Origin of the sequence: Paracoccus denitrificans, from assembly GCF_900100045.1 — a bacterium.
Classification (GTDB): domain Bacteria; phylum Pseudomonadota; class Alphaproteobacteria; order Rhodobacterales; family Rhodobacteraceae; genus Paracoccus; species Paracoccus denitrificans.
In genome coordinates this window covers 81420-101231 of the sequence record NZ_FNEA01000009.1, presented here as the reverse complement: position 1 = coordinate 101231, position 19812 = coordinate 81420, and the positions used below count along the sequence as shown (strand labels likewise).

The 19812-nt window shown below is 65.8% G+C and carries 18 protein-coding genes and 2 pseudogenes; 7 read left to right on the top strand and 13 right to left on the bottom strand.

The window, feature by feature from the left end; translation table 11 throughout:
• Positions 1 to 112 precede the first annotated feature (112 nt).
• Positions 113 to 425 (bottom strand): annotated as a pseudogene (locus tag BLT64_RS27325) (transposase family protein); the annotation flags it as partial.
• A gap of 77 nt (positions 426 to 502) precedes the next feature.
• Between BLT64_RS27325 and BLT64_RS09675 the strand changes: the two are divergent.
• Positions 503 to 736, top strand: a pseudogene (locus BLT64_RS09675) (IS3 family transposase); the annotation flags it as partial.
• A 23-nt stretch (positions 737 to 759) separates the two neighbouring features.
• Here BLT64_RS09675 and BLT64_RS09670 read toward each other — a convergent pair.
• The 11 genes from BLT64_RS09670 to BLT64_RS09620 all read right to left on the bottom strand — a co-directional run bounded on the left by BLT64_RS09670 (position 760) and on the right by BLT64_RS09620 (position 13147).
• Positions 760 to 1602 carry a ribokinase gene (locus BLT64_RS09670; protein ID WP_011746598.1) on the bottom strand — a complete coding sequence of 281 codons (843 nt, stop codon included), beginning with the start codon at positions 1600 to 1602 and terminating at the stop codon, positions 760 to 762.
• Between the two features lie 16 nt (positions 1603 to 1618).
• Positions 1619 to 2482, bottom strand: a complete 864-nt coding sequence (locus tag BLT64_RS09665; protein ID WP_011746597.1) for a MurR/RpiR family transcriptional regulator — start codon at positions 2480 to 2482, stop codon at positions 1619 to 1621.
• Entirely contained in the window at positions 2479 to 3441 is a 963-nt protein-coding gene (locus tag BLT64_RS09660; RefSeq protein WP_011746596.1) for an ABC transporter permease, read from the bottom strand. Before BLT64_RS09660 ends, BLT64_RS09665 begins: the two co-directional genes overlap by 4 nt.
• Entirely contained in the window at positions 3438 to 4922 is a 1485-nt protein-coding gene (locus BLT64_RS09655; RefSeq protein WP_269745276.1) for a sugar ABC transporter ATP-binding protein, read from the bottom strand. Before BLT64_RS09655 ends, BLT64_RS09660 begins: the two co-directional genes overlap by 4 nt.
• A gap of 172 nt (positions 4923 to 5094) precedes the next feature.
• Entirely contained in the window at positions 5095 to 6141 is a 1047-nt protein-coding gene (locus tag BLT64_RS09650) for a sugar ABC transporter substrate-binding protein (RefSeq protein ID WP_011746594.1), read from the bottom strand.
• A 43-nt stretch (positions 6142 to 6184) separates the two neighbouring features.
• Positions 6185 to 7051 carry a sugar phosphate isomerase/epimerase family protein gene (locus BLT64_RS09645; protein ID WP_232290514.1) on the bottom strand — a complete coding sequence of 289 codons (867 nt, stop codon included), beginning with the start codon at positions 7049 to 7051 and terminating at the stop codon, positions 6185 to 6187.
• Positions 7052 to 7289: 238 nt separating this feature from the next.
• A complete protein-coding gene (locus tag BLT64_RS09640) occupies positions 7290 to 8147 on the bottom strand; it encodes a fumarylacetoacetate hydrolase family protein (protein ID WP_011746592.1) in 858 nt (285 codons plus the stop codon).
• Positions 8148 to 8205: 58 nt separating this feature from the next.
• Entirely contained in the window at positions 8206 to 9357 is a 1152-nt protein-coding gene (locus BLT64_RS09635) for a mandelate racemase/muconate lactonizing enzyme family protein (RefSeq protein WP_011746591.1), read from the bottom strand.
• A 37-nt stretch (positions 9358 to 9394) separates the two neighbouring features.
• Positions 9395 to 10873 (bottom strand): NAD-dependent succinate-semialdehyde dehydrogenase, encoded by a 1479-nt coding sequence (locus tag BLT64_RS09630; RefSeq protein WP_011746590.1) that lies wholly within the window; start codon positions 10871 to 10873, stop codon positions 9395 to 9397.
• Entirely contained in the window at positions 10870 to 12126 is a 1257-nt protein-coding gene (locus BLT64_RS09625; protein ID WP_011746589.1) for an iron-containing alcohol dehydrogenase, read from the bottom strand. Before BLT64_RS09625 ends, BLT64_RS09630 begins: the two co-directional genes overlap by 4 nt.
• A 25-nt stretch (positions 12127 to 12151) precedes the next feature.
• Positions 12152 to 13147, bottom strand: a complete 996-nt coding sequence (locus BLT64_RS09620; protein ID WP_041529699.1) for an Ldh family oxidoreductase — start codon at positions 13145 to 13147, stop codon at positions 12152 to 12154.
• A gap of 92 nt (positions 13148 to 13239) precedes the next feature.
• Between BLT64_RS09620 and BLT64_RS09615 the strand changes: the two genes are divergently transcribed.
• The 6 genes from BLT64_RS09615 (at position 13240) to BLT64_RS09590 (ending at position 19429) form a co-directional block, all read left to right on the top strand.
• Entirely contained in the window at positions 13240 to 13926 is a 687-nt protein-coding gene (locus BLT64_RS09615) for a GntR family transcriptional regulator (RefSeq protein WP_011746587.1), read from the top strand.
• A gap of 80 nt (positions 13927 to 14006) precedes the next feature.
• Positions 14007 to 15596, top strand: a complete 1590-nt coding sequence (locus BLT64_RS09610; RefSeq protein ID WP_011746586.1) for an ABC transporter substrate-binding protein — start codon at positions 14007 to 14009, stop codon at positions 15594 to 15596.
• A gap of 17 nt (positions 15597 to 15613) precedes the next feature.
• The gene (locus BLT64_RS09605; RefSeq protein WP_011746585.1) at positions 15614 to 16549 is read left to right on the top strand and encodes an ABC transporter permease; all 936 of its coding nucleotides are present in this window, start codon (positions 15614 to 15616) and stop codon (positions 16547 to 16549) included.
• Positions 16549 to 17421, top strand: coding sequence for an ABC transporter permease (locus tag BLT64_RS09600; RefSeq protein WP_011746584.1), 873 nt, complete (start codon positions 16549 to 16551; stop codon positions 17419 to 17421). The genes BLT64_RS09605 and BLT64_RS09600 overlap by 1 nt, the downstream gene beginning before the upstream one ends.
• Positions 17421 to 18419, top strand: coding sequence for an ABC transporter ATP-binding protein (locus tag BLT64_RS09595; RefSeq protein WP_011746583.1), 999 nt, complete (start codon positions 17421 to 17423; stop codon positions 18417 to 18419). The genes BLT64_RS09600 and BLT64_RS09595 overlap by 1 nt, the downstream gene beginning before the upstream one ends.
• Complete coding sequence (locus tag BLT64_RS09590) at positions 18416 to 19429, top strand: ABC transporter ATP-binding protein (RefSeq protein ID WP_011746582.1); 1014 nt, start codon at positions 18416 to 18418, stop codon at positions 19427 to 19429. The genes BLT64_RS09595 and BLT64_RS09590 overlap by 4 nt, the downstream gene beginning before the upstream one ends.
• Here BLT64_RS09590 and BLT64_RS09585 read toward each other — a convergent pair.
• Positions 19426 to 19770 (bottom strand): alpha/beta hydrolase, encoded by a 345-nt coding sequence (locus BLT64_RS09585; protein WP_011746581.1) that lies wholly within the window; start codon positions 19768 to 19770, stop codon positions 19426 to 19428. The two genes, BLT64_RS09590 and BLT64_RS09585, sit on opposite strands and share 4 nt — an antisense overlap.
• Positions 19771 to 19812 lie beyond the last annotated feature (42 nt).

Here is a 19812-nt window from a genome sequence, read left to right as displayed (position 1 = left end):
CCCGCCGGTCACGAAGCTGGAGCGGTCCGACAAGAGGAATCGGGCGCCTTACGCGATCTCAGCCGACCTCTCCATCCGCTTCATTCGATGCAGGCAGGTAGTGAAATCCAGCAGCCGACAGCCCCTTGGCCGCATTCACGAACTGGCAGTTCGTGCCGAGCAGGTCGACGAAGGACAGCTTCCGCGACGCAAGGATGGTGCCGGAGGTCACGCTGAACTGGCGATGACAGGCCGCACATTTGAAACGCCGACGGGTCGTCAAGTCGTAGACATCAGCCATCCACAGGCCGACAGACCGGCGCGCCATCTGTCTCTCGCTACCGCTGTCGGCAGAACCGGCGATAGGCGGCCTCCTCGCCATCGGAGAAAATCACCTTGAGCGAAAGTGTTCGTGCCGCCGCATCGAGAAGAAAGTGCTGCGCCATGGAGACCTTCAGAGCAATTGTGTTATCATAATGTTCTCAAAGCCCACTGCGTCAACATTATGGTGCGTTTGCTACCTAAGACCGCAACCGTCAAGCGCTTCCACTACGAGCGCCCCGATCAGCTTCGCACGCACCTCACAGACTTCATAGCAGCTTACAACCTCGCCCGCAGGCTTAAAACGTTTAGTGGGCTCACGCCCTACGAATACATCTGCAAGATCTGGATTTCAGAGCCGGACAGATTCATCGTTAATCCGATCCACCAGATGCCGGGACTGAACACCTTATGTGTGTCGGGCGTGCTACATTAGCCCCATCGTGGTTGAGCGAGATTTCACTCAGCCCGTGAGACGTGTTTCGCCGCCGCCAGATTGGCCTGCCTGACGCTGTATCTCAGGTCACCGCCATGGGCAAGTTCAGCGACCAGTGTGCCGATGAAGCAGTCGCCAGCGCCGTGGGTACTGACCAGCTTTACCCTGCGTCCGGGTTCGGAATGTGCGCCCTCGGTGCCGGCCGTCACGACGACGATACGGAAGCGATCTGCCAAGGCGGATGCTGCGTGCCGGGCATCCTCAAGGCTTTCGACCACGATACCGCTCAGTGCCTCGGCCTCGCCCGCGTTGACGACCAGAATGTCGATCGTCGCGGCCAGATCGGCGGACAGGTCACGGGCCGGCGCCGCGTTCAGCACTACGCGCAACCCGCGCGCCCGCGCGGCGCGGGCCGCGGCGATGTTCAGCGCCTCGGGGATCTCGTTTTGCAGGACCAGATGGCTGGCCCCGTCCCATAGCGCATCGCGGTCCAGAACCGCCGGATCAATCGCCAGATTGGCGCCCGAGACGATCACCGCGCCGTAATCCCCGCCGGCATCCATGATCGCGACGCTCATCCCCGAGCCGGTGCCGGGCAATGTGGCGACATGGGCGGCGTCCACCCCCGAGGCCTCCAGATGGCCGCGCAAGAACAGGCCGAAATCGTCGTCCCCCACGGCCGAGACTATCCGGCACGCCACCCCGGCCCGCACGACCGCGACCGCCTGGTTGCCGCCCTTGCCGCCGAAGACCGGGTGCCAGGCCGTGCCGGTGACGGTTTCGCCCGCCGCCGGGCGATGGGGCGCCGAGACGACGATGTCATAGTGCAAGCTGCCGACGACGACAGCGCAGGAAGTGCGGGCCATGTTTCCCCTCGTGATGTTATCTGCGGCGCTTGTTGTCCACGGCATTGCGGGTCCGGGCCAGTTGCGCCTCGGCCCGTTCCAGGTCGCGCTGCGCGACGGCGACAAAGATCGCGTCCATGATGTTCAGTTGCGCGATCCGCGCGGCGGCATTTTCGCCCAGGAGGGGAGAGCCCTGCGCGGTCGAACACAGCGCGATGTCGGCCAGCTCGGACAGGGGCGCGGTGGCGTAATTGGTGATCGCGATCACCCGCGCCCCCTGCTGGCGGGCCAGCCGTGCGGCCTCGATCACGTTCGAGGTGGTGCCGGAATGGCTGAATGCGACCACGACGTCCTCTGGCCCTAGCAGGGCGGCGGACATCAGCATCATGTGCGGATCGTCCTGGACCCCGGCGCGAAGACCGATGCGCAGGAACTTGTGCGCCACATCCCGCGCGATCTGGGCCGAGCCGCCGACGCCGTAGAAATCGCGCTGCCGCGCGCCATGGAGCAGGGTGGCCGCGCGATCGAAAGCCGAGACGTCGATGATGGACATGGTTTCTTCCAGCGCCTGTATCGAGGTCTGGAACACCTTGCGGATGATGTCGGCCGAACTGTCTTCGGGCGATATCTCGCTGTGCAGGGACGCGACATCGGTCTGGCGATAGACGACCAGAGCTTCGCGGAAGTCCCGAAAACCGTTGAAGCCCAGCTTCTTCGCGATCTTGACCACCATGGCATCGGAAACGCCGGCATCTTCGGATACCTGCCGCAGGGCGGTGGTCAGGTCCAGGTCGTTGCGGCCGGTAATGGTATCGACGACCCGCGCCTCCAGCGGAGTCAGAAACGGAAGCTTCATCCGGATCTGGGCGCCCACCGTGCGCGGATCGTAATGTCCCATCATGCCTTGCCCCGCGTTGCCCGGTCGATCAACATTGCCACGAGAATGATGATACCCGTCGCAAGGAGTTGATAGAAGGCCTGCACATTCATCAGCGTCAAGCCGTTTCGCAAGCCCCCCAGGATCACCGCGCCCATCAGCGTGCCGATGACCGAGCCCTTGCCGCCCATCAGGGAGGCCCCGCCGATGGCGGCCGCGGCAATGGCGTCCAGTTCCCACAGGTTGCCCATGGTCGGGTCGGCTGCGCCCAGCCGTCCGGTCAGGATCAGCCCGGCCACGGCGGCCAGCCCGCCCGAAAGCACATAGACGGTGATCCGTGTGCGTGCCACCGGCACCCCGGCGATACGCGCTGCCTCCTGATTGCCGCCGACGGCCAGGATATATTCTCCAAGCGGGCTGCGGTTCAGCACCACCCACAACACCGCCGCGATCACTGCGACGATGATGACCGGCACGGGCACGCCGAGGACCAGGCTGTTGATCGCCTGCCGAAACTCGGTCGGGATGCCGAATATCGGGTTGCCGCCGGTGAAGATCAGCGCCAGCGCCCGATAGAGCGACAGGGCGCCAAGCGTCACGATGAAGGGTTGCAGCCCCGCGATGGCCACCAGCGTACCGTTGAACAGCCCGCAGGCCATGCCGGTCGCGATCGCGGCGACGACGGCCAGCGGGATCGGCACGCCGGCGATCATCAGGGTCGCGCCAACGATCACCGATACCGCAGCCGTTGGTCCGACCGACAGATCGATCCCGCCCGAGATGATCACGAAAGTCATCCCCAGGGCGATGCAGGCGTTGATCGCGGATTGCTGGAGAATGTTGATCAGGTTCGGCCCGGTCAGAAAGACCGGGTTCAGCGCCGCGAATACGGCGAAGATCAGCACGAGGCCGAAAAGGGTGCCGGCGTCGCGGAGGTTGATCGGCAACCGGCGGCTCGGAGATGCGGTCAGGGTCTTGTTCATGACAGTGCCTCGATGGGCTGGGCCGGGATCTTGTCCGGGCGTCTGGATTTGGGGATAGCGTTGGCGGCGATGGCATCCTCGGCGATCTCGGCCCCTGCCAGCGTCGCGGCGATGCGGCCCTCGCGCATGACCATGACGCGGTCCGAGAGGCGGATGATCTCGGGCAGTTCCGAACTGACGACGACGATCGACTTGCCCGATTTGGCGAGCGCTTCGATCAGGGCATAGATTTCGGCCTTGGCGCCGATGTCGATGCCGCGGGTGGGTTCGTCGAACAGCAGGATGTCCACATCCGCCGCCAGCCAGCGGCCGATGATGGCCTTTTGCTGGTTGCCGCCGGAGAAGGTGCCGATGGCGCGGGTCACGTCGGGCGGGCGCATCCCCATTTTCTTCATCAGCGGCGTCGCCTCGGCCCGCAACGCCTTGCGGCGCACGAGGCCGTGACGGGTAAAGCGCCCCATGCAGGGCAGCGCGATGTTCGAGGCGACCGAGCGGTCGCGCACGATGCCGTCCTTCTTCCGCTCCTCGGGCACCAGCCCTATGCCGCTGCGGATGGCGTGGCGCGGGCTGCGCAGATCGACCGGGTTGCCGTTCAGCACCACGCGCCCCTGCCGCACCCGATCAATGCCCGCGATCAGGCGCAGGAGTTCGGTTCGGCCCGACCCCACCAGCCCGGCAATGCCCAGAACCTCGCCGCGGTGCAGTTCGAAGCTGGCTTCGCGGATCAGCCTGCCGTCGTCCAGCCCCTCGACCCGCATCACCACTTCGGGACGCGCGTGGCTGACATGGCCTTCCTGCATGATGTCGCGCCCGACCATGCGCGAGATCACCTGATCCTCGCTGACCTCGCTCAGATCCACCGTATCGATATAGCGCCCGTCGCGAAGGATCGTGGCGCGCTGACAGACGCGGAAGACCTCGTCCATCTTGTGCGAGACATAGATGATCGACACTCCCCTCGCCGCAAGCCGGGCGATCAGAGCCGCCAGGCTTTCGAACTCCGACGGCGTCAGGCTGGAGGTCGGTTCGTCCATGGTGATGATCCTGGCATCGTCAAAGAGCGCGCGGGCGATCTCGACGATCTGCTGCTGCGCGACCTTCAGCGTATGGATGGGGGCACGCGGGTCGATGCTGGGATCCAGATCGGCCAGCACCTGCCGGGCGCGTTGTTCCTGACTGCCCCGGTCCACGAGCAGGCCGCCAGCCTGTGTCAGCGGCCGGCCCAGAAACATGTTCTGAGCGACGCTGAGCGCTGGGATATGCTGCAATTCCTGATGGATCATGGCAATCCCGGCCGCGCGGGCATCCGCGGGCTGAGCAAGCGAGACCGGCTCGCCGTCAATGATGATCTGTCCTTCGCTGGCCGACAGCACCGCCGACAGGATATTGAGAAGCGTCGATTTCCCGGCGCCGTTCTCGCCAAGAAGCCCATGCACCTCACCCGGCCTGATGTCGAAGCTGACATTGTCGAGTGCGCGGATGCCGGGAAAGGTCTTGCTGATGCCGACAAGTGACAGGCCGGCTTGCCGAAGTGGTCATGTCGCTACCTTTCAGGGCCGAATGTGACCGGAGCGGGCGACGCCTGTGTCCGACGTTGCTCCGAAGCGTTGGAGAAGATCGGGGGCGGACGGATGCCCGCCCCGCGGTCCTCGATCATTCCGCCAGCAACTTCTCGCGCAGCGCGGTGCTGTCCTCGACCGAATAGTCGGCGACGTTGTCGGCGGTGATCAGCGCCTGCGGAGTCGCGACCACGCGCGGAATGCCCTGTCCGGCCAGAAGGCGCAGCACGACTTCCATGGCGACCTCGCCGGTGAGGACAGGGAAGCTGTCCACCGTGCCGGTCAGGTCGCCTGCCCGGATCGAGGCATAGGCGTCCGGTATCCCATCGGTGCCGAAGACCGACACCTGTTCTTGCAGATTGGCGGCCTTCACCGCCTCCACGACACCCAGGGCCATGCCGTCGTTATTGGCATAGAACCCGATCAGGTCGGGATGCTGCTGCAGGATCGTCGATGCGGCGTCATAGGCCTGCTCGCGGCTCCAGTTTGCGGGAACGCTGGCGACGACCTGGAAGTTTCCGGCCTCGGTGATGGTTGTGGTGAAACCGTCGGTGCGCTGTCCGGCGGCAAACACGCCCGGCTGGCCCTCGATCGCCGCTACCTTGCCGCCACCGGGGCGATTGTCGATGAACCACTGCGCCACCCGCACGCCGTTGTCGCGCTGGACATTGCCGACATACTGGGTCGCGGAGGGAATCACGGCGTCATTGACGTTGACGACCGCGATACCCCTGCTGGCGGCGGTTTCCATCGCCGGCTGCAGGTTGTTGTCGGTCTGCGGAGAGACCAGCAGCCCCTGATAACCTTGCAGGATCATGTTCTCGGCAATCGACAGCTGCCCAAGCTGGTCACCCTCGGACGGGGCAGCCTGATAGGCCAGACCCACGCCCTGCGCGTCGGTCATGTTCTTGTAGCCTTCGCCCAGCGAGCGCCAGTATTCGTTGGTCAGCGCCTTCGACACGCCGCCGATCTGCGTGCCCTCTGTGGGTTTCGGCAGGTCGCCGAAGCGCTCGGTCAGTTCGCTCCAGTCCATGCGGTCCGGCTCCTCGTCCGAGTTCAGCGGCGCGAGGTCCTGGGCCATCACGATTCCGCCGAAGGCGGTCAGGGCACTGGCCAGCAGGAACGATTTGATGGTGGTCATATCGGGTCTCCTCCCTTTACGAATTTCCGTTATGGCGTGAAGATCAGGCTCCGCTCATGATGCGTGCGACGGCACGCTGGCTGAGCGGAGAGTTCTGCCCGGCAATGGCGTCATGCAGCAGGTTGTCGGCGTTCAGGCGTGGAACCATGTTCATGAAACGCTCGACAGTCTCGATATTGGTGCGGCATTCCTCGACCGGATCGATGCCCGAGGCGTCGGGGAAAGTGTCGAAATAGATTACGCCGTCATATCCGTCGCGGGTGATCTGCCACAGCAATTCCAGCGTGGCTTGCGGATGGACGCTGCCGACCATCAACCCGTCGTCGCGCTTGGCATAGCCGTCGTTCAGATGCACGCCCAGCAGCCGCGATTTCCGCGCGATCAGCGTGGCGGCGTAGGCGGGCATTTCGTCGGCATAAAGCACATGGGCGAAGTCCAGCGTCACGCCGATATTGCCACATCCGGTTTCCGCGATCGCCAGCAGGGTCGTGGCGACGTCGGGCAACAGCGCATAGGACCGCGGTTCGTTAGGCTTGTACTCGATGGAGATCATGCAGTCGGGTGCGTGTTCGGCCACCTCGCGGATACCGCCGATCTCGTCCTCCCACATGCGCGGATAGTCGCCCTGAAAACTGTAGTCGAAACCGTCTTGGCCTAGCCACAGCGTCATCAGGGGGGCGCCCATCTCCAGCGCCGCGTCGATCCCGCGCTTGGTCAGGTCGATGGCTTCCTGCCGCACCGCGCGGTCGGGGTTGGTAAAGGCGCCCAGCTTTAAGGCCGGGTTGGTGTAGTAGCGCATGGCCAGGCCGTTCACCTGGAGCCCCAGATCGTTGACCTCTGCCTGCACGACCTTGGGTTCTTCAAGCACATGGTCCGGATAGTTGAGATCGACGTGGCTCAAACCCGGCACGCTTGCGGCGCGGCGGACCATCATTTCCAGGGTGGGCTTGCCCTTATGGTCCGGCCAGGCTCGGTCGGCCTGCGCGGCGAAAGAGTTCAGGCGCGTCGCGAATCGGGTTATACTCTATCCTCCATTAATTCACGAATAAATGTAAAGTTGCGAAGTTGTCAATGAGGGAAGAGGCCACGCGCGCGCCGGCACCGGGATGGCCGGAACCGAAGGCGATCCGCGCCTGTTCGCGAGACGATTACTTGCCGGGCATCACCTGCCGCACCACCCGGCATCGCTGCATCCCCAGCCCGGACCCGCCCAGGCTGACCTGGTTGCCTTCGCGCAGATAGCGCGGCGGCTTCTGCGCGATGCCGATTCCGGCGGGGGTTCCGGTCTGGATCACGTCTCCGGGTTCCAGCGCCATATAGTCCGAGACATGCGCGATCAGTTCCGCGACCGACCACAGCATGTCCGAGGTCGATCCCTGCTGGATCCGCCTGCCGTCGATCCGCAGCCACAGATCAATGCCTTGCGGGTCGGGGATTTCGTCGGCCGTCACCAACCACGGACCCAGTCGCGCGAAGCCATCATGCCCCCGGCCCTTGACGCTTTCGCCGCCATGGTGGCGCTGGTGGTCACGTTCCGACAGGTCGTTGGCAAGGCAGTAGCCCGCGACATTATCCAGCGCCCGCCGCGGCGAAACATGCCGGGCATATGTTCCGATGACGGCGGCCAGCTCGACCTCCCAATCGGTGGCGGTCGAGCCGCGCGGCAGGGCGATGTCGTCATCCGGCCCCGCCAGCGCCGAGCTGGGCTTGATCGTGATCGAGGGCGCCTCGGGGCGCGGCACGCCCAGTTCGATCATCGTGCTGGCATAGTTCAGCCCGACGCAGATGATCTTGCCGGGGCGGGCCGTGCAGGCGCCGAAGCGGGTGCCTTCGGGCAGCAGCGGCAGGCCTCGGGCGTCAAGGCCCGCCAGCCGGGCCAGCCCCTGCGGCGAAAGGGTGCCGGCATCGAAATCGGGGATGACCGGCGACAGGTCGCGCATTTTGCCCGATATGTCGAACAGTCCCGGCCGTTCCCGGCCGGGCCGGCCATGTCGGAAAAGTCTCATCGCTCATCCCCGTTATCCGCTTGTTCCCTGAACCGTCGTCCCGAATGAGGAAACCGGCTCAATACTGCCCGCCGGCCGGAGGGCGCTGGTCCCGTCCGACGGTGATCTCTGTCGCGCGGCTGGCCAGTTCGTCCTCGTCCACGACAATGCCAAGGCCGGGGGCGTCGCCGAGGGCGAAATGGCCATCGACGGGTTCGGCGGGGTTGCGGAAAACCGGGCGCCCGCGATCCCACCTGTCGGCCAGCTCCACGGGCTTGGTCATGTGCATCAGCGTGGACAGCACATGGATATTGGCGAAATGCCCCACGCCCGGCTGGGTCTGATGCGGCACGAATTCGACCCCGTGGGCATGGGCCAGGGCCGCGCATTGCATCATCCCGGTGATGCCGCCCATCTTCACGATGTCAGGCTGCACCATGCGCACGCCGGACAGGATCAGGTCCTTCAGCGCCTGCAGGGTATAGGTCTGTTCGCCGGCGGATACGGTGATGTCCAGCCGCTGCGCGACCTCGCCCATGGCGCCGACATGGTAATGCTGCACCGGCTCTTCGAACCAGCTGTAACCCAGATCCTCCAGCGCCCGGCCGACGCGGATCGCGCCGCCGACCGAATAGCCGTTATTGGCGTCGAACCCGATCACCGCGTCGGGGCCAAGAAGTTCGCGCACGGCCCTGGCCTTGGCGATGTCGCCGGGGATATCGACATCGCAGCGGGTGCGGTCGCCGTCCCAGCGGATCTTGACGGCCGCCGGCTGTTCCGCCTCGACCCGGCGCGCGACCTCGCGCACCACCTCGTCCACGCTGCGCGCGGCATTGCCGCCGATCGAGCTGTAGCAGGGCAGCCGCGTCCGCCACGCCCCGCCCAGAAGCTTGTAGATCGGCTGGCCCAAGAGCTTGCCCTTCAGATCCCACAAGGCGATGTCACAGGCGGCCAGCGCGGCGGTGGCGATGCCTTCCGGCCCCAGCTTGACCAGCCGGTGCATCATCCGGTCCAGCAGGACCGCGTGATCCAGCACCTCCTGGCCTTCCAGGAACGGCGCGATGTCGCGCGCGACGACCCCCAGGGACGCGATGCCCCCCAGCATCGGCGAGGCCTCGCCCCAGCCGACGGTGCCATCCTCGGCGGTGATGCGCACGAAGGCGCTGGTCGGCATCCAGCCGGTGCCGTCGCCCATGGCCACGCTCAGTGCCTCGACTTTCGCGATTTTCATGTCGCGTTCCTTCCCTTGATGCTGTGCCTTGCCTCGATCACCAGTTGGCGGCGATATACTGGACTTCGCAGAATTCGAGGATGCCGTGATGGGCGCCTTCCCGGCCAAGCCCGCTTTGCTTGGTGCCGCCGAACGGCGCCGCCGGGTCCGAGACCACGCCGCGATTGAGCCCCACCATGCCGCTGTCCAGCCGTTCCGACACGCGCAGCCCCCGCGCCAGGTCCGAGGTGAAAACATAGGAGATCAGCCCGTATTCGGTCGAATTGGCGCGGGCGATGGCCTCGTCCTCGGTCTCGAAGGTGGCCAGGGCCGCGACGGGGCCGAAGATTTCCTCGCCGGTGATCTCGGCCTGGGGCGGCACATCGGTCAGGACGGTCGGCGGGAAATAGAAGCCCGGCCGGTCCAGGGGGCGACCGCCGGTCAGGGTCTTCGCACCGTGGCTTTCGGCCTCGCTCACCAGGCCCGCGATGCGATCAAGCGCCTCACGATTTATCAGCGGCCCGCAAAGGGTTTCCCCGGCATAGCCCGCCCCCAGCGTCATGGCCTCCATCCGCGCGGCAAGCCGTTCGGCGAAGGCCGGTGCGATGCCCTTCTGCACCAGGAAACGGTTGGCGGCGGTGCAGGCCTCGCCTCCGTTGCGCATCTTGGCGACCATCGCGCCCTCGATCGCCAGGTCCAGATCTGCGTCGTCGAAGACGATGAAGGGCGCGTTGCCGCCCAGTTCCATCGAGCAGGAGATGACCGTATCGGCCGCCTCGTGCAAGAGCCTGCGCCCCACCTCGGTCGAGCCGGTGAAGCTGAGCTTGCGGACGCGCGGATCGTGCAGCATCGCGCTGACCGTCGCGCCCGAACGGCTGGTGGTCAGCACGTTGACCACGCCCGGCGGCACACCGGCCTCGGCATAGATCTCGGCCAGCGCATAGGCGGTCAGCGGGGTTTCCGTCGCGGGCTTCAGCACGCAGGTGCAGCCCGCCGCCAGCGCGGGCGCGATCTTGCGGGTGGCCATGGCGGCGGGGAAGTTCCAGGGCGTAACCATCACCGCGACCCCGATCGGGCGGTGGGTGACGATGATGCGGTTCGCACCCGAGGGCGCGGTGTAGATCTCGCCGTTCAGCCGGACCGCCTCTTCGGCGAACCAGCGGAAGAATTCGGCGGCATAGAGCACTTCGCCCTGGGCGTCGGGCAGCGCCTTGCCGTTTTCCAGGCTTATCAGCCGGGCCAGCATGTCCTTGCGCTGGATCATCAGATCGTAGCAGCGGCGCAGGATTTCGGATTTCACGCGCGGCGGGGTGGCGGCCCAGCCAGGCAGGGCGGCCTCGGCGGCGGCGACGGCATCCATGGCATCGTCGATGCTGGCATTCTCGATCCGCGTGATCGTGTTCCCGGTCGAGGGGTCGATGACCGCGATCGGATCGCCGCCGCGCCCCTTGCGCCAGCCACCGTCGATCCACAGATCGCCGCGCAGCGCCTGCGGGTCGAAGCCGAGTTCTTGCGAGATGGTGTCGTGATAGCTCATTGGAGTGCAGCCTTTCGGGGCGATGTGGCGGTCAGCAGGTCAAGATCGCCCGAATGCGCGGCCCGGACGATCCGGTCCATGCCTTCGGCGTCAAGCATGCGCGGGTTGTTCTTGATGAGGCGTTCGGCGCTGAGCGCCAGCCGCGCGATTTCGTCCAGCCGGTCCTCGGGGACGCCAAGCTGGGCGATGGTGGCGGGAATGCCCACCTGCGCAAAAAGCGCGGCAATGGCGGCGATGGCGGCCTCGGCCTGGCGGGAGGTGTCGCCACTCGCGGCCAGGCCCATCGCGGCGCCGATCCGGGCGAAATCGGTCTCGCAACTGGGGCGGTTCCACGCCATGACATAGGGCATCAAGGTCGCGACCCCCAGCCCATGCGCGGTATGCGTCATCGCGCCGACCGGATACTGGATCGCATGGGCCGCCGCGGTTCCGGCCACGCCGAAGGCCAGCCCGGCCAGGGTCGAGCCAAGCATCATCGCGCTGCGCGCCTCCAGGTCATCGCCATGGCTGACGCAGCGGGCCAGATTGGCCGCGATCAGGCGGATCGCCTCAAGCGCCAGGCTGTCGCTGATCGCATTCTTGCCGATGAAAACATGATCCAGCGACAGGCCGGAATCGGCGGGACGGCGCAGGGTCGTGAACGCCTCGATCGCATGGGTCATGGCGTCCGCGCCCGAGGCCGCGGTCAGGCCCGGCGGACAGCTCAGCGTCAGCTCCGGGTCGCAGATCGCGATCTCGGGGATCAGATGCGGGCTGGCAATGCCGATCTTCATGGCCCGCTGCGGGTCGTCCAGCACGGCAACCGGCGTCACCTCGGATCCCGTTCCCGAGGTGGTGGGCAGCAGGATCAGCGGCATGATCGGACCGGGAACCTTGTATTCGCCATAATAATCCTGCGGCGCGCCGCCATGGCTCAGCAAGAGGCCGATGATCTTGGCGGCATCCAGGCAGCTGCCACCGCCGATGCCGATAATCATCCGGGCACCGGCCGCCCGCCCGGCCTTGGCCCCGGCCTCGATGCAGGACAGCGGCAATTCCGCGGCCACGCCGTCGAAGACCTGCGTGGCGATGCCCTGCGCCTCCAGGGCCTGCCGCATCTGAAGAAAATCCTTGTCCCGCGCCATGCGGGTATCGGTGACGATCAATGCGCGGGTTCCAAATACACCGGCATGGCGCGCCAGCGCGCCGCGCTGACCCGCGCCGAAGACCAGATGCCGCGGCGCGCGCATGACGCCCAAATTCGTGAAATCCATTCCTGTCCTCCCAATTGTTCCGCCGCTAGCGCGCCAGATCGCCTATTTCCCGCCAGAGCTGTTCGGGCAGATCGACACCTTCGCGCAGGCGCTGGTCGCGCGCCGCCCTGCCCCGCTCGCCGGGGATCGTCACCTGCGTGAAACCCTGCGCCGGCACCTCGTCCCGCAGCGCCTGAAGATAGGGGCGCAGGTCATAGCCCGGCCCGTCGATCAGGATGAACAGGTCGCCCTTGTTGCAGGTGGTCGTGTCATCCAGCGTGCCTGTCACGTCGCGCCCGATGGCGGCGCGCGAAAGGCTTGTCACCAACAGCTCGAACGCCAGCCCCAGCGCGTAACCCTTGGCCTTGCCGAAGGGCGCGATGGCGCCCGACTTGGCGGCGTCGGGATCGGTTGTCGGGCGGCCCTCGGCATCCAGCGCCCAATCTTCGGGGATGGCCATGCCGCGATTGGCGTGGTCGTGGATCTCACCCATCGAGACGAGGCTGGTCGCCGCATCCATCATGAATATATCGGCCTGGCCCTTCCGGCCGGTCGGCAAGCCGATGGCGATGGGATTGGTGCCGATCATCGCGCGCCGGCCGCCCCAGGGGTGAACCAGCGCCTCGCTTGTGGTCAGCGCGATCATGGTCAGACCCTTCGATGCCGCGCGCTCGGCGTAATAGCCCAGCATCCCCAGGTGGTTCGAGTTGCGGATCGCCGCCACCGCCACCCCGGTTTCCGAAATCCGGCTTTCCAGCGCGGCAATCGCGGCATTGGCCACGACCGGACCCAGGCCATGACAGCCATCCACCTGCAACAGCGCGCTGCCGTGCCAGGCATGCCGGCCCGTCTGCGCGGGATCGGCGACGCCATTGCGGATGCGACGGATGATTCGCGGCAGGCGCAGCATCCCGTGCGAGGCGACGCCGCGCAGGTCCGCCTCCAGCAGCAGATCAACCTGTTGGGCGGCGTGGTCCCGCGTGGTCAGCTTCGAAAGCGCCGCCATCGCCGTGCGTTCCAGCTGTTTTACGTCTATTTTCATGCCATGTTTCCGATCCGATCGGATATTTGATTGCGAGGCCATGGGTAAATTGCTATTACCGAATCGTCAAGGCACACCGAACGGACAGAACGATGACAAGTCGCACCAAGGATCAGCCCCGGCCGAAAGGGCGCTCTATCCAGCGCCCCGGCAGGCTGGGGGACGAAGTGTACGAGGCGCTTTATGCGCAGCTGATGGCGCTGGAAATTCCGCCCGGCGCGCGCATTTCGGTGGACAATCTCGTTCGAGAGCTTGGCGTGTCGCAGACCCCGATCCGCGAGGCGCTGTCGCGGCTGGAAGCGCAGGGTCTGGTGGTCAAGACCCACCTGATCGGCTACAGCGCCGCGTCCCAGATAGACGAGCAGCGGCTGGAGCAGCTTTATGATCTGCGCCTGCTGCTGGAGCCTTATGCGGCCGGGCGCGCCGCGGTGCATATGGATGACGACGACATCGCCCGGCTGGTCGCGCTGGATGCCCGCATGGATGAAATTCACCCGGACGGCAAGGAAAGCTATGGCGAATTCGCCGCGGCGGACGGGCAGTTTCACGACCTGATCGCGCAGGGCAGCGGCAACGAGCTGGTGCGCGACGCCCTGTCCCGGCTCTACACGCATGTGCATCTGTTCCGGCTGTTCTACCTTGCCAGCGTGACCGCCGAGGCGAATGACGAACATGCGGCCATCGTCGCGGCCATCGTCGCCCGAGACAGCGCCGCCGCCGAGGAGGCGATGCGGCGGCATGTCCTGGAATCGAGGAAGCGCTTCACCGGCAGACGTTAATCAGAACCCACCGGCCCGCGATCGCAGGAGAGATCCGGCCGGATGGCATCAGCCCCGAAGGGGCAACAAGGGAGGAATACATGCTGATCAATCGTCGCAGAATCCTGCACATGTCCGTCGCGGCGGCAGCGGCAAGCCTTGCCGGTCCGGGACTGCTGCGCGCGCAGGGATCGGACCGCCCGATCCGCATCGCGCTTGCCGCCACATCGCCGCGCGCGATCGACCCGATCTTCAGCACGCTCGGGGCCGACAACTGGGTCAACCTCCAAGTCTATGAGCATCTCGTCTCGCCGCCGAATGGCAGATTCGCGACCCAGGACGACGAATATCGCCCGATGCTTGCCGAAAGCTGGACCAAGTCCGACGATGCCCGGACATGGACCTTCAAGCTGCGCAGGGATGTCGCGTTCCACGGCGGCCATGGCACGCTGACCCCCGAGGACGTGGTGTTCACCTTCGAACGCGCCATGCGTGAAGGCATCGCCACGGCATCCTATGCCAATGTGCGGGGCGTCGCCGCCTCGGGCCCCGACGAGGTGACGTTCACGCTGAACGGGCCGGATCCGTTTTTCCTGGGGGGCGTGATCTCGATCCCCAGTTCGCTGATCGTGTGCAAGAGCGCGGTCGAGGAGAAGGGCGAGAATTTCGGCAAGGAACCCGTCGGCACCGGCCCCTATGCGGTCGAACGCATGTCAAGCAGCGGCGTCAATACCCTGCGCTTCGACGGCTATTGGGGCGAGCCTCCGAAGACCGCGCGGATCGACTTCCTCTATACCTCGGATACGACCTCGCGGACGCTTTCGCTGATGTCGGGCGACGTGGACATGATCGAGGCGGTGCGCGCGCCCGGATGGGTGCAGCAGATCCGGCAGCAGAACGACGCGCTGATCGTCGATCAGACGCAGCCGGGATCCTTCAACACCCTTTTCTTCAACCTGACCAAGGCACCCTTCGACAATCCGCTGGTGCGCAAGGCGGTCGCCACCGCGATCGACAGCGCGGTGGTCGCCCAGGCGCTGGCCCCGTTCGGCGCACAGACATGGACGCTCTCGCCGCCCGACTATCCCTCTGGCTGGGCCGCGGAAGATCTGCCCGAGGATCTGCGCTATGATTACGATCCCGATCGCGCGCGCGAATTGCTGGCCGAGGCCGGGCACGGAAACGGGCTGAACTTCACCGCCAGCATCAGCCAACGCGAGGATTACCGCTCGATCATGCTGATCCTGCAAGAGCTGATGCGCCCGGCCGGGATCAACATGAACCTGAACATCATGGATCACGCGGCCTTCCACGGCGCCAATCGGCAGGATGCCAACTCGCTGGTGCTGTATTCGCAAAGCCTTCCCCCGGTGCCGCTGGAATACATGTCGCGCTACCTGTCCTCTGCGGCGGTGGTGAAATCCGATGGGACCGGCGGCGACAACTTCAGCCATTACGGCATCGCCATGCCCGGCGTGGACGACCGGATCGAGGCGATGCGCCAGGCCACCACGGTCGAGGAATATTCCTCGATCGGACGCGAGATCGAGAAGAAGGTGCAAGAGGATCTGCCCCTTATGGGGGTCGGCAACCTTGGCTATGCCATCGTCCGCAATCCCGCAGTCGATATCGGCTACCAGGTCGAAAGCGGCTATGCGCGCTGGCGCCTGGATCTGGCGCAGCGCGCCTGAGCGCGACCGGAGGTTACATGACACGCTATATCCTGACACGGCTGCTTGATGCCGTGCCGACCATGCTGCTGGTGCTGACGCTGGTCTTCCTGGCCATGCGCGTCCTGCCCGGCGATCCGGCGCTGGCCGCGCTTGGCGACGGCGCCCAGCCCGAGGCCATCGCGCAGTTTCGCGAACGCTTTGGCCTGAACGATCCATTGTGGCTGCAATATCTGCATTTCATGCGTGACATGCTGACCTTCGATTTCGGCGCATCGCTGATGTCGGGCGAACGGGTGGCGCAGCTGCTGGTCTCGAATCTCGGCTATACGGTCGAGCTGACCATCGCGGCGGTTCTTCTGGGCATCATGGGCGGCATTCCCCTGGGCGTCATGGCGGCGCTGAATCGCAACCGCGCGCCCGATGCGGGGTTTCGGGTGTTTTCCCTGCTGGGCTATGCGATCCCGGATTTCTATCTGGGCGCGGTGCTGCTGATCGTCTTCTCGCTGTCGCTGGGTTGGTTTCCCATCAGCGGGGCCGGCGACGGTTTCGCCGACCGGATGCATCACCTGGTCCTTCCCGCGCTGACGCTGGCACTCTTGAAGGTCGCCTTTCTCGGCCGCCTGACCCGCACCGCGCTGCTCGAAGTGCTGGGCCGCGACTTCGTGCGCACCGCCCGCGCGAAGGGCGCGCGGGAAAACCGGGTGATCTATCGCCACGCGCTGCGCAATGCCCTGCTGCCGCTTTCGACCGGGCTGGGCCTGTCGATCCTGTCAACGCTGTCGGGTTCGGTCGCGGTCGAGCTGGTGTTCAATCGCCCCGGCCTGGGCAAGCTGCTGATCACCGCCATCACCGAGCGCGACTATCCCATCGTCCAGGCGGGCGTCGTGGTCTTCGCCGCCGCCGTCGTCGTCGTGAACCTGTTGATGGAACTGGTTTACGTCATCATCGACCCCAGGATCCGGGTGCAATAATGGCCAATTCCGAAGCAATCCCGCTGCCCGAAGCCCCCCGGCTGCGCCGTCTGGCGGGCGAGGTGGTGGCCGGACGGCCCGCCGTCATCATTTCCCTGGCAACGGTGCTTGTCTTTGCCGTCATCGCCATCCTGGCGCCCTGGATCGCGCCCAGGGATCCGATGGCCCAAAGCTTCATCGCCATCAATGCGATGCCCTCGTCCGACTATCTGCTGGGTACCGACCAGTTCGGGCGCGACCTGCTGTCGCGATTGATCTACGGGTCGCGCAACTCGCTGATCTTCGGCCTCTTGTCGCCGGTTTTCGCGGCCATCGCGGGCACGTTCCTGGGCGTCACCGCAGGCTATTTCGGCGGCTGGATCGACCGGGTCGTCACCCGCATCATCGACATGCTGCTGGCCTTTCCCGAACTGTTGCTGGCCATCCTGGTCGCGGCGGCGCTTGGCGGCGGGTTCTGGAACGTGGTCGCCGTCCTGACCATCGCCTTCACCCCCGGCTTCGCGCGGGTCGCCCGCGCATCGACGCTGGCCGTCAAGCAGGAGCCCTATATCGAGGCCGCGATCGCCTCGGGCGTCTCCACGCCGGTCATCATCTTTCGCCATGTCGTGCCCAATATCTCGGCGCCGATCGTGGTGCTGATGACATTGTGGAGCGCCTCGGCCATCCGGCTTGAAGCCACGCTCAGCTTTCTTGGCATCGGCACGCAACCGCCCGCGCCGTCATGGGGCAACATCATCCGCGAGGGCCTTGGCAACATGTTCGCCACGCCCTGGCCGATCCTGACCGGGGGGCTTGCGATCACCATCGTCGTGCTGGCGATCTCGACCATCGGTGACGCCGTGCGCGATGCACTGGATCCGGAGATCAAATAATGGCTGAACCACTGCTTGAAATATCCGACCTGACGCTGGAATTCGGTCCGATCAGTAATCCGGTGCGTGTGCTCAATCACGTCAGCCTGTCAGTCGCGGCGGGCGAGGCGGTCGGGCTGGTCGGCGAAAGTGGATCGGGCAAGTCGATGACCTCGCTGGCGACCATGCGGCTTCTGCCGGCATCGGCCCGCCTGACCAGTGGCCGGATCCGGCTGGAAGGGCATGGCGACCTGCTGGCGCTGCCATCGGACCGGATGCCGGAGATCCGCGGTCGCGACATCGCCATGATCTTCCAGGAACCGATGAGTTCGCTGAACCCGGTGATGACGGTCGAGGCGCAGATCGCCGAGGCGATCATGCTGCACCAGCAAATGTCCCGAGAAGACAGGCGGGCGCGCGTGATCGAGCTGCTGCGCCTGGTGGGCATCCCCGATCCCCAGGCGCGGATGAAGGCCTATCCGCACCAGATGTCCGGGGGGATGCGCCAGCGCGTCATGATCGCCATCGCCGTCGCCTGCAATCCGCGCCTGTTGATCGCGGATGAACCGACGACCGCGCTGGACGTGACCATCCAGGCGCAGGTCCTGGACCTGCTGCGCGAAGTGCGGCAGCGGCTGGGCACGGCGGTGCTGATGATCTCGCACGATCTTGGCGTGATCTCGGAGCTGTGCGACCGGATCGTGGTCATGTATGCCGGCCATGTGGTCGAGACGGCGACGGTTGACGACCTGTTCGACAATCCGCAGCACCCCTATACCCGCGGCCTTCTGCGCGCGGTGCCGTCGCTGGAAACCAGCGCGCGGCGGCTTTATCAGATACCCGGCTCGGTCCCGCCGCCCGGCACCATCAAGGCGGGTTGCCCCTTCGCACCGCGTTGCGAGCTGAAACGCGACATCTGCACCCGGGAAATGCCCGCACTGACGCCGCGCGGCCGCGATCAGCGGGCGGCCTGCTGGGTCACGGCAGACACCCCAATGACAGCGGAGGCAATCGCATGACGGCCGATATTCTCAGGGTTGAAGGACTGGGCAAGACCTTCGAAGGTGGCGGCGGCCTGCTGGGGGGCAAGCGCGCCGCGGTGCGGGCGGTGGACGGCATCGACCTGACGATGAAGGCTGGCGAAACCCTGGCCGTGGTGGGCGAATCCGGCTGCGGAAAATCGACCCTCGGCCGCCTGCTCTTGCGCCTGATCGAACCAAGCGAGGGAAGGGTCTGGCTGGACGGTACCGAAATCACCGCCCTGTCGCGCCGGCAGATGCGCCAGTTCCGCCGCAATGCGCAGATGGTGTTCCAGGACCCCTATGGCTCGCTGTCGCCGCGCCGGACGATCGCGCAGATCATCGCCGAGCCCATGGATGTCTTCGGCACCGTCACGGGCAAGCGCGACCGCCGCGAGAAGGTCGCAGAGCTCTTGCGCCAGGTCGGCTTGCCGACATCCGTGATGGATCGCAATCCGCGGCAATTCTCGGGCGGGCAGCGCCAGCGGATCTGCATCGCCCGCGCCATCTCGGTCTCGCCGCGCTTCATCGTGGCGGATGAGCCGGTCTCGGCGCTGGATGTGTCGATCCAGGCGCAGATCATCAACCTGATGCAGGATCTGCAGGCCGAAAAGGGCTTTGCCTCGCTGTTCATCGCCCATGACCTGGCCGTGGTACGCCACATCGCCGACCGCGTGGCGGTGATGTATCTGGGGCGCATCGTCGAAATCGGCCCGAAAGAACAGATCTACGAGGCCCCGCAGCACCCATATACGCAGGCGCTGCTGTCCGCCGCACCCGAAATCGGCCGGGTCAAGCGCCGCAAGCGGCTGATCCTGGGCGGAGATGTGCCCAGCCCGACGAATATCCCTCCGGGGTGCAGCTTTCACACGCGATGTCCCATCGCGCAGGAACGCTGCCGACGGGAAAGGCCCGCACTTGCCGCCGTCGCCGGCGAACAGCGCGCGGCGTGTCACTTTGCCAGGCCGTTTCCGATAACGATAAAGGCCACCGAAACGCTTTCGTCCTAGCGCGTGCCACCGCCGCGCGCGGGCCCGGCTTTCAGGAACTCCTCCAGGGCGGCATTGAATTGCAGGGCCGATTCCGGGCTGACGATATGCCGCCCCGGCAGGGACAGGTGGCGACCATGCTGCACGCCATCCGCGATCGCGGCCAGCTCGGCGGGCGGGCAGACCGGGTCGTCATCGCCGGAAACCGCCAGCAGCGGATGGGCGATCCGGTGAAGCTGGTCCCGCAGATCCGCCTCGGCAAGCGCCGCGCAACAGCCGGCATGGCCATCGACGGAGGTTGCCGCGAAGCTGGCCAGGGTCGTCTCGACGCCGGCCGGATCGTCCGTGCGAAGACGACGCAACCGACGGTAACCTAGCCCCGCTTACCGTTCTTTTCTACTTAG

Coding starts and splice junctions, on each gene's coding strand:
- BLT64_RS09670 (WP_011746598.1), bottom strand. CDS start 1,602: ATGGCCCGCACTTCCTGCGCTGTCGTCGTCGGCAGCTTGCACTATGAC.
- BLT64_RS09665 (WP_011746597.1), bottom strand. CDS start 2,482: ATGATGGGACATTACGATCCGCGCACGGTGGGCGCCCAGATCCGGATG.
- BLT64_RS09660 (WP_011746596.1), bottom strand. CDS start 3,441: ATGAACAAGACCCTGACCGCATCTCCGAGCCGCCGGTTGCCGATCAAC.
- BLT64_RS09650 (WP_011746594.1), bottom strand. CDS start 6,141: ATGACCACCATCAAATCGTTCCTGCTGGCCAGTGCCCTGACCGCCTTC.
- BLT64_RS09640 (WP_011746592.1), bottom strand. CDS start 8,147: ATGAGACTTTTCCGACATGGCCGGCCCGGCCGGGAACGGCCGGGACTG.
- BLT64_RS09635 (WP_011746591.1), bottom strand. CDS start 9,357: ATGAAAATCGCGAAAGTCGAGGCACTGAGCGTGGCCATGGGCGACGGC.
- BLT64_RS09630 (WP_011746590.1), bottom strand. CDS start 10,873: ATGAGCTATCACGACACCATCTCGCAAGAACTCGGCTTCGACCCGCAG.
- BLT64_RS09625 (WP_011746589.1), bottom strand. CDS start 12,126: ATGGATTTCACGAATTTGGGCGTCATGCGCGCGCCGCGGCATCTGGTC.
- BLT64_RS09620 (WP_041529699.1), bottom strand. CDS start 13,147: ATGAAAATAGACGTAAAACAGCTGGAACGCACGGCGATGGCGGCGCTT.
- BLT64_RS09615 (WP_011746587.1), top strand. CDS start 13,240: ATGACAAGTCGCACCAAGGATCAGCCCCGGCCGAAAGGGCGCTCTATC.
- BLT64_RS09610 (WP_011746586.1), top strand. CDS start 14,007: ATGCTGATCAATCGTCGCAGAATCCTGCACATGTCCGTCGCGGCGGCA.
- BLT64_RS09605 (WP_011746585.1), top strand. CDS start 15,614: ATGACACGCTATATCCTGACACGGCTGCTTGATGCCGTGCCGACCATG.
- BLT64_RS09600 (WP_011746584.1), top strand. CDS start 16,549: ATGGCCAATTCCGAAGCAATCCCGCTGCCCGAAGCCCCCCGGCTGCGC.
- BLT64_RS09595 (WP_011746583.1), top strand. CDS start 17,421: ATGGCTGAACCACTGCTTGAAATATCCGACCTGACGCTGGAATTCGGT.
- BLT64_RS09590 (WP_011746582.1), top strand. CDS start 18,416: ATGACGGCCGATATTCTCAGGGTTGAAGGACTGGGCAAGACCTTCGAA.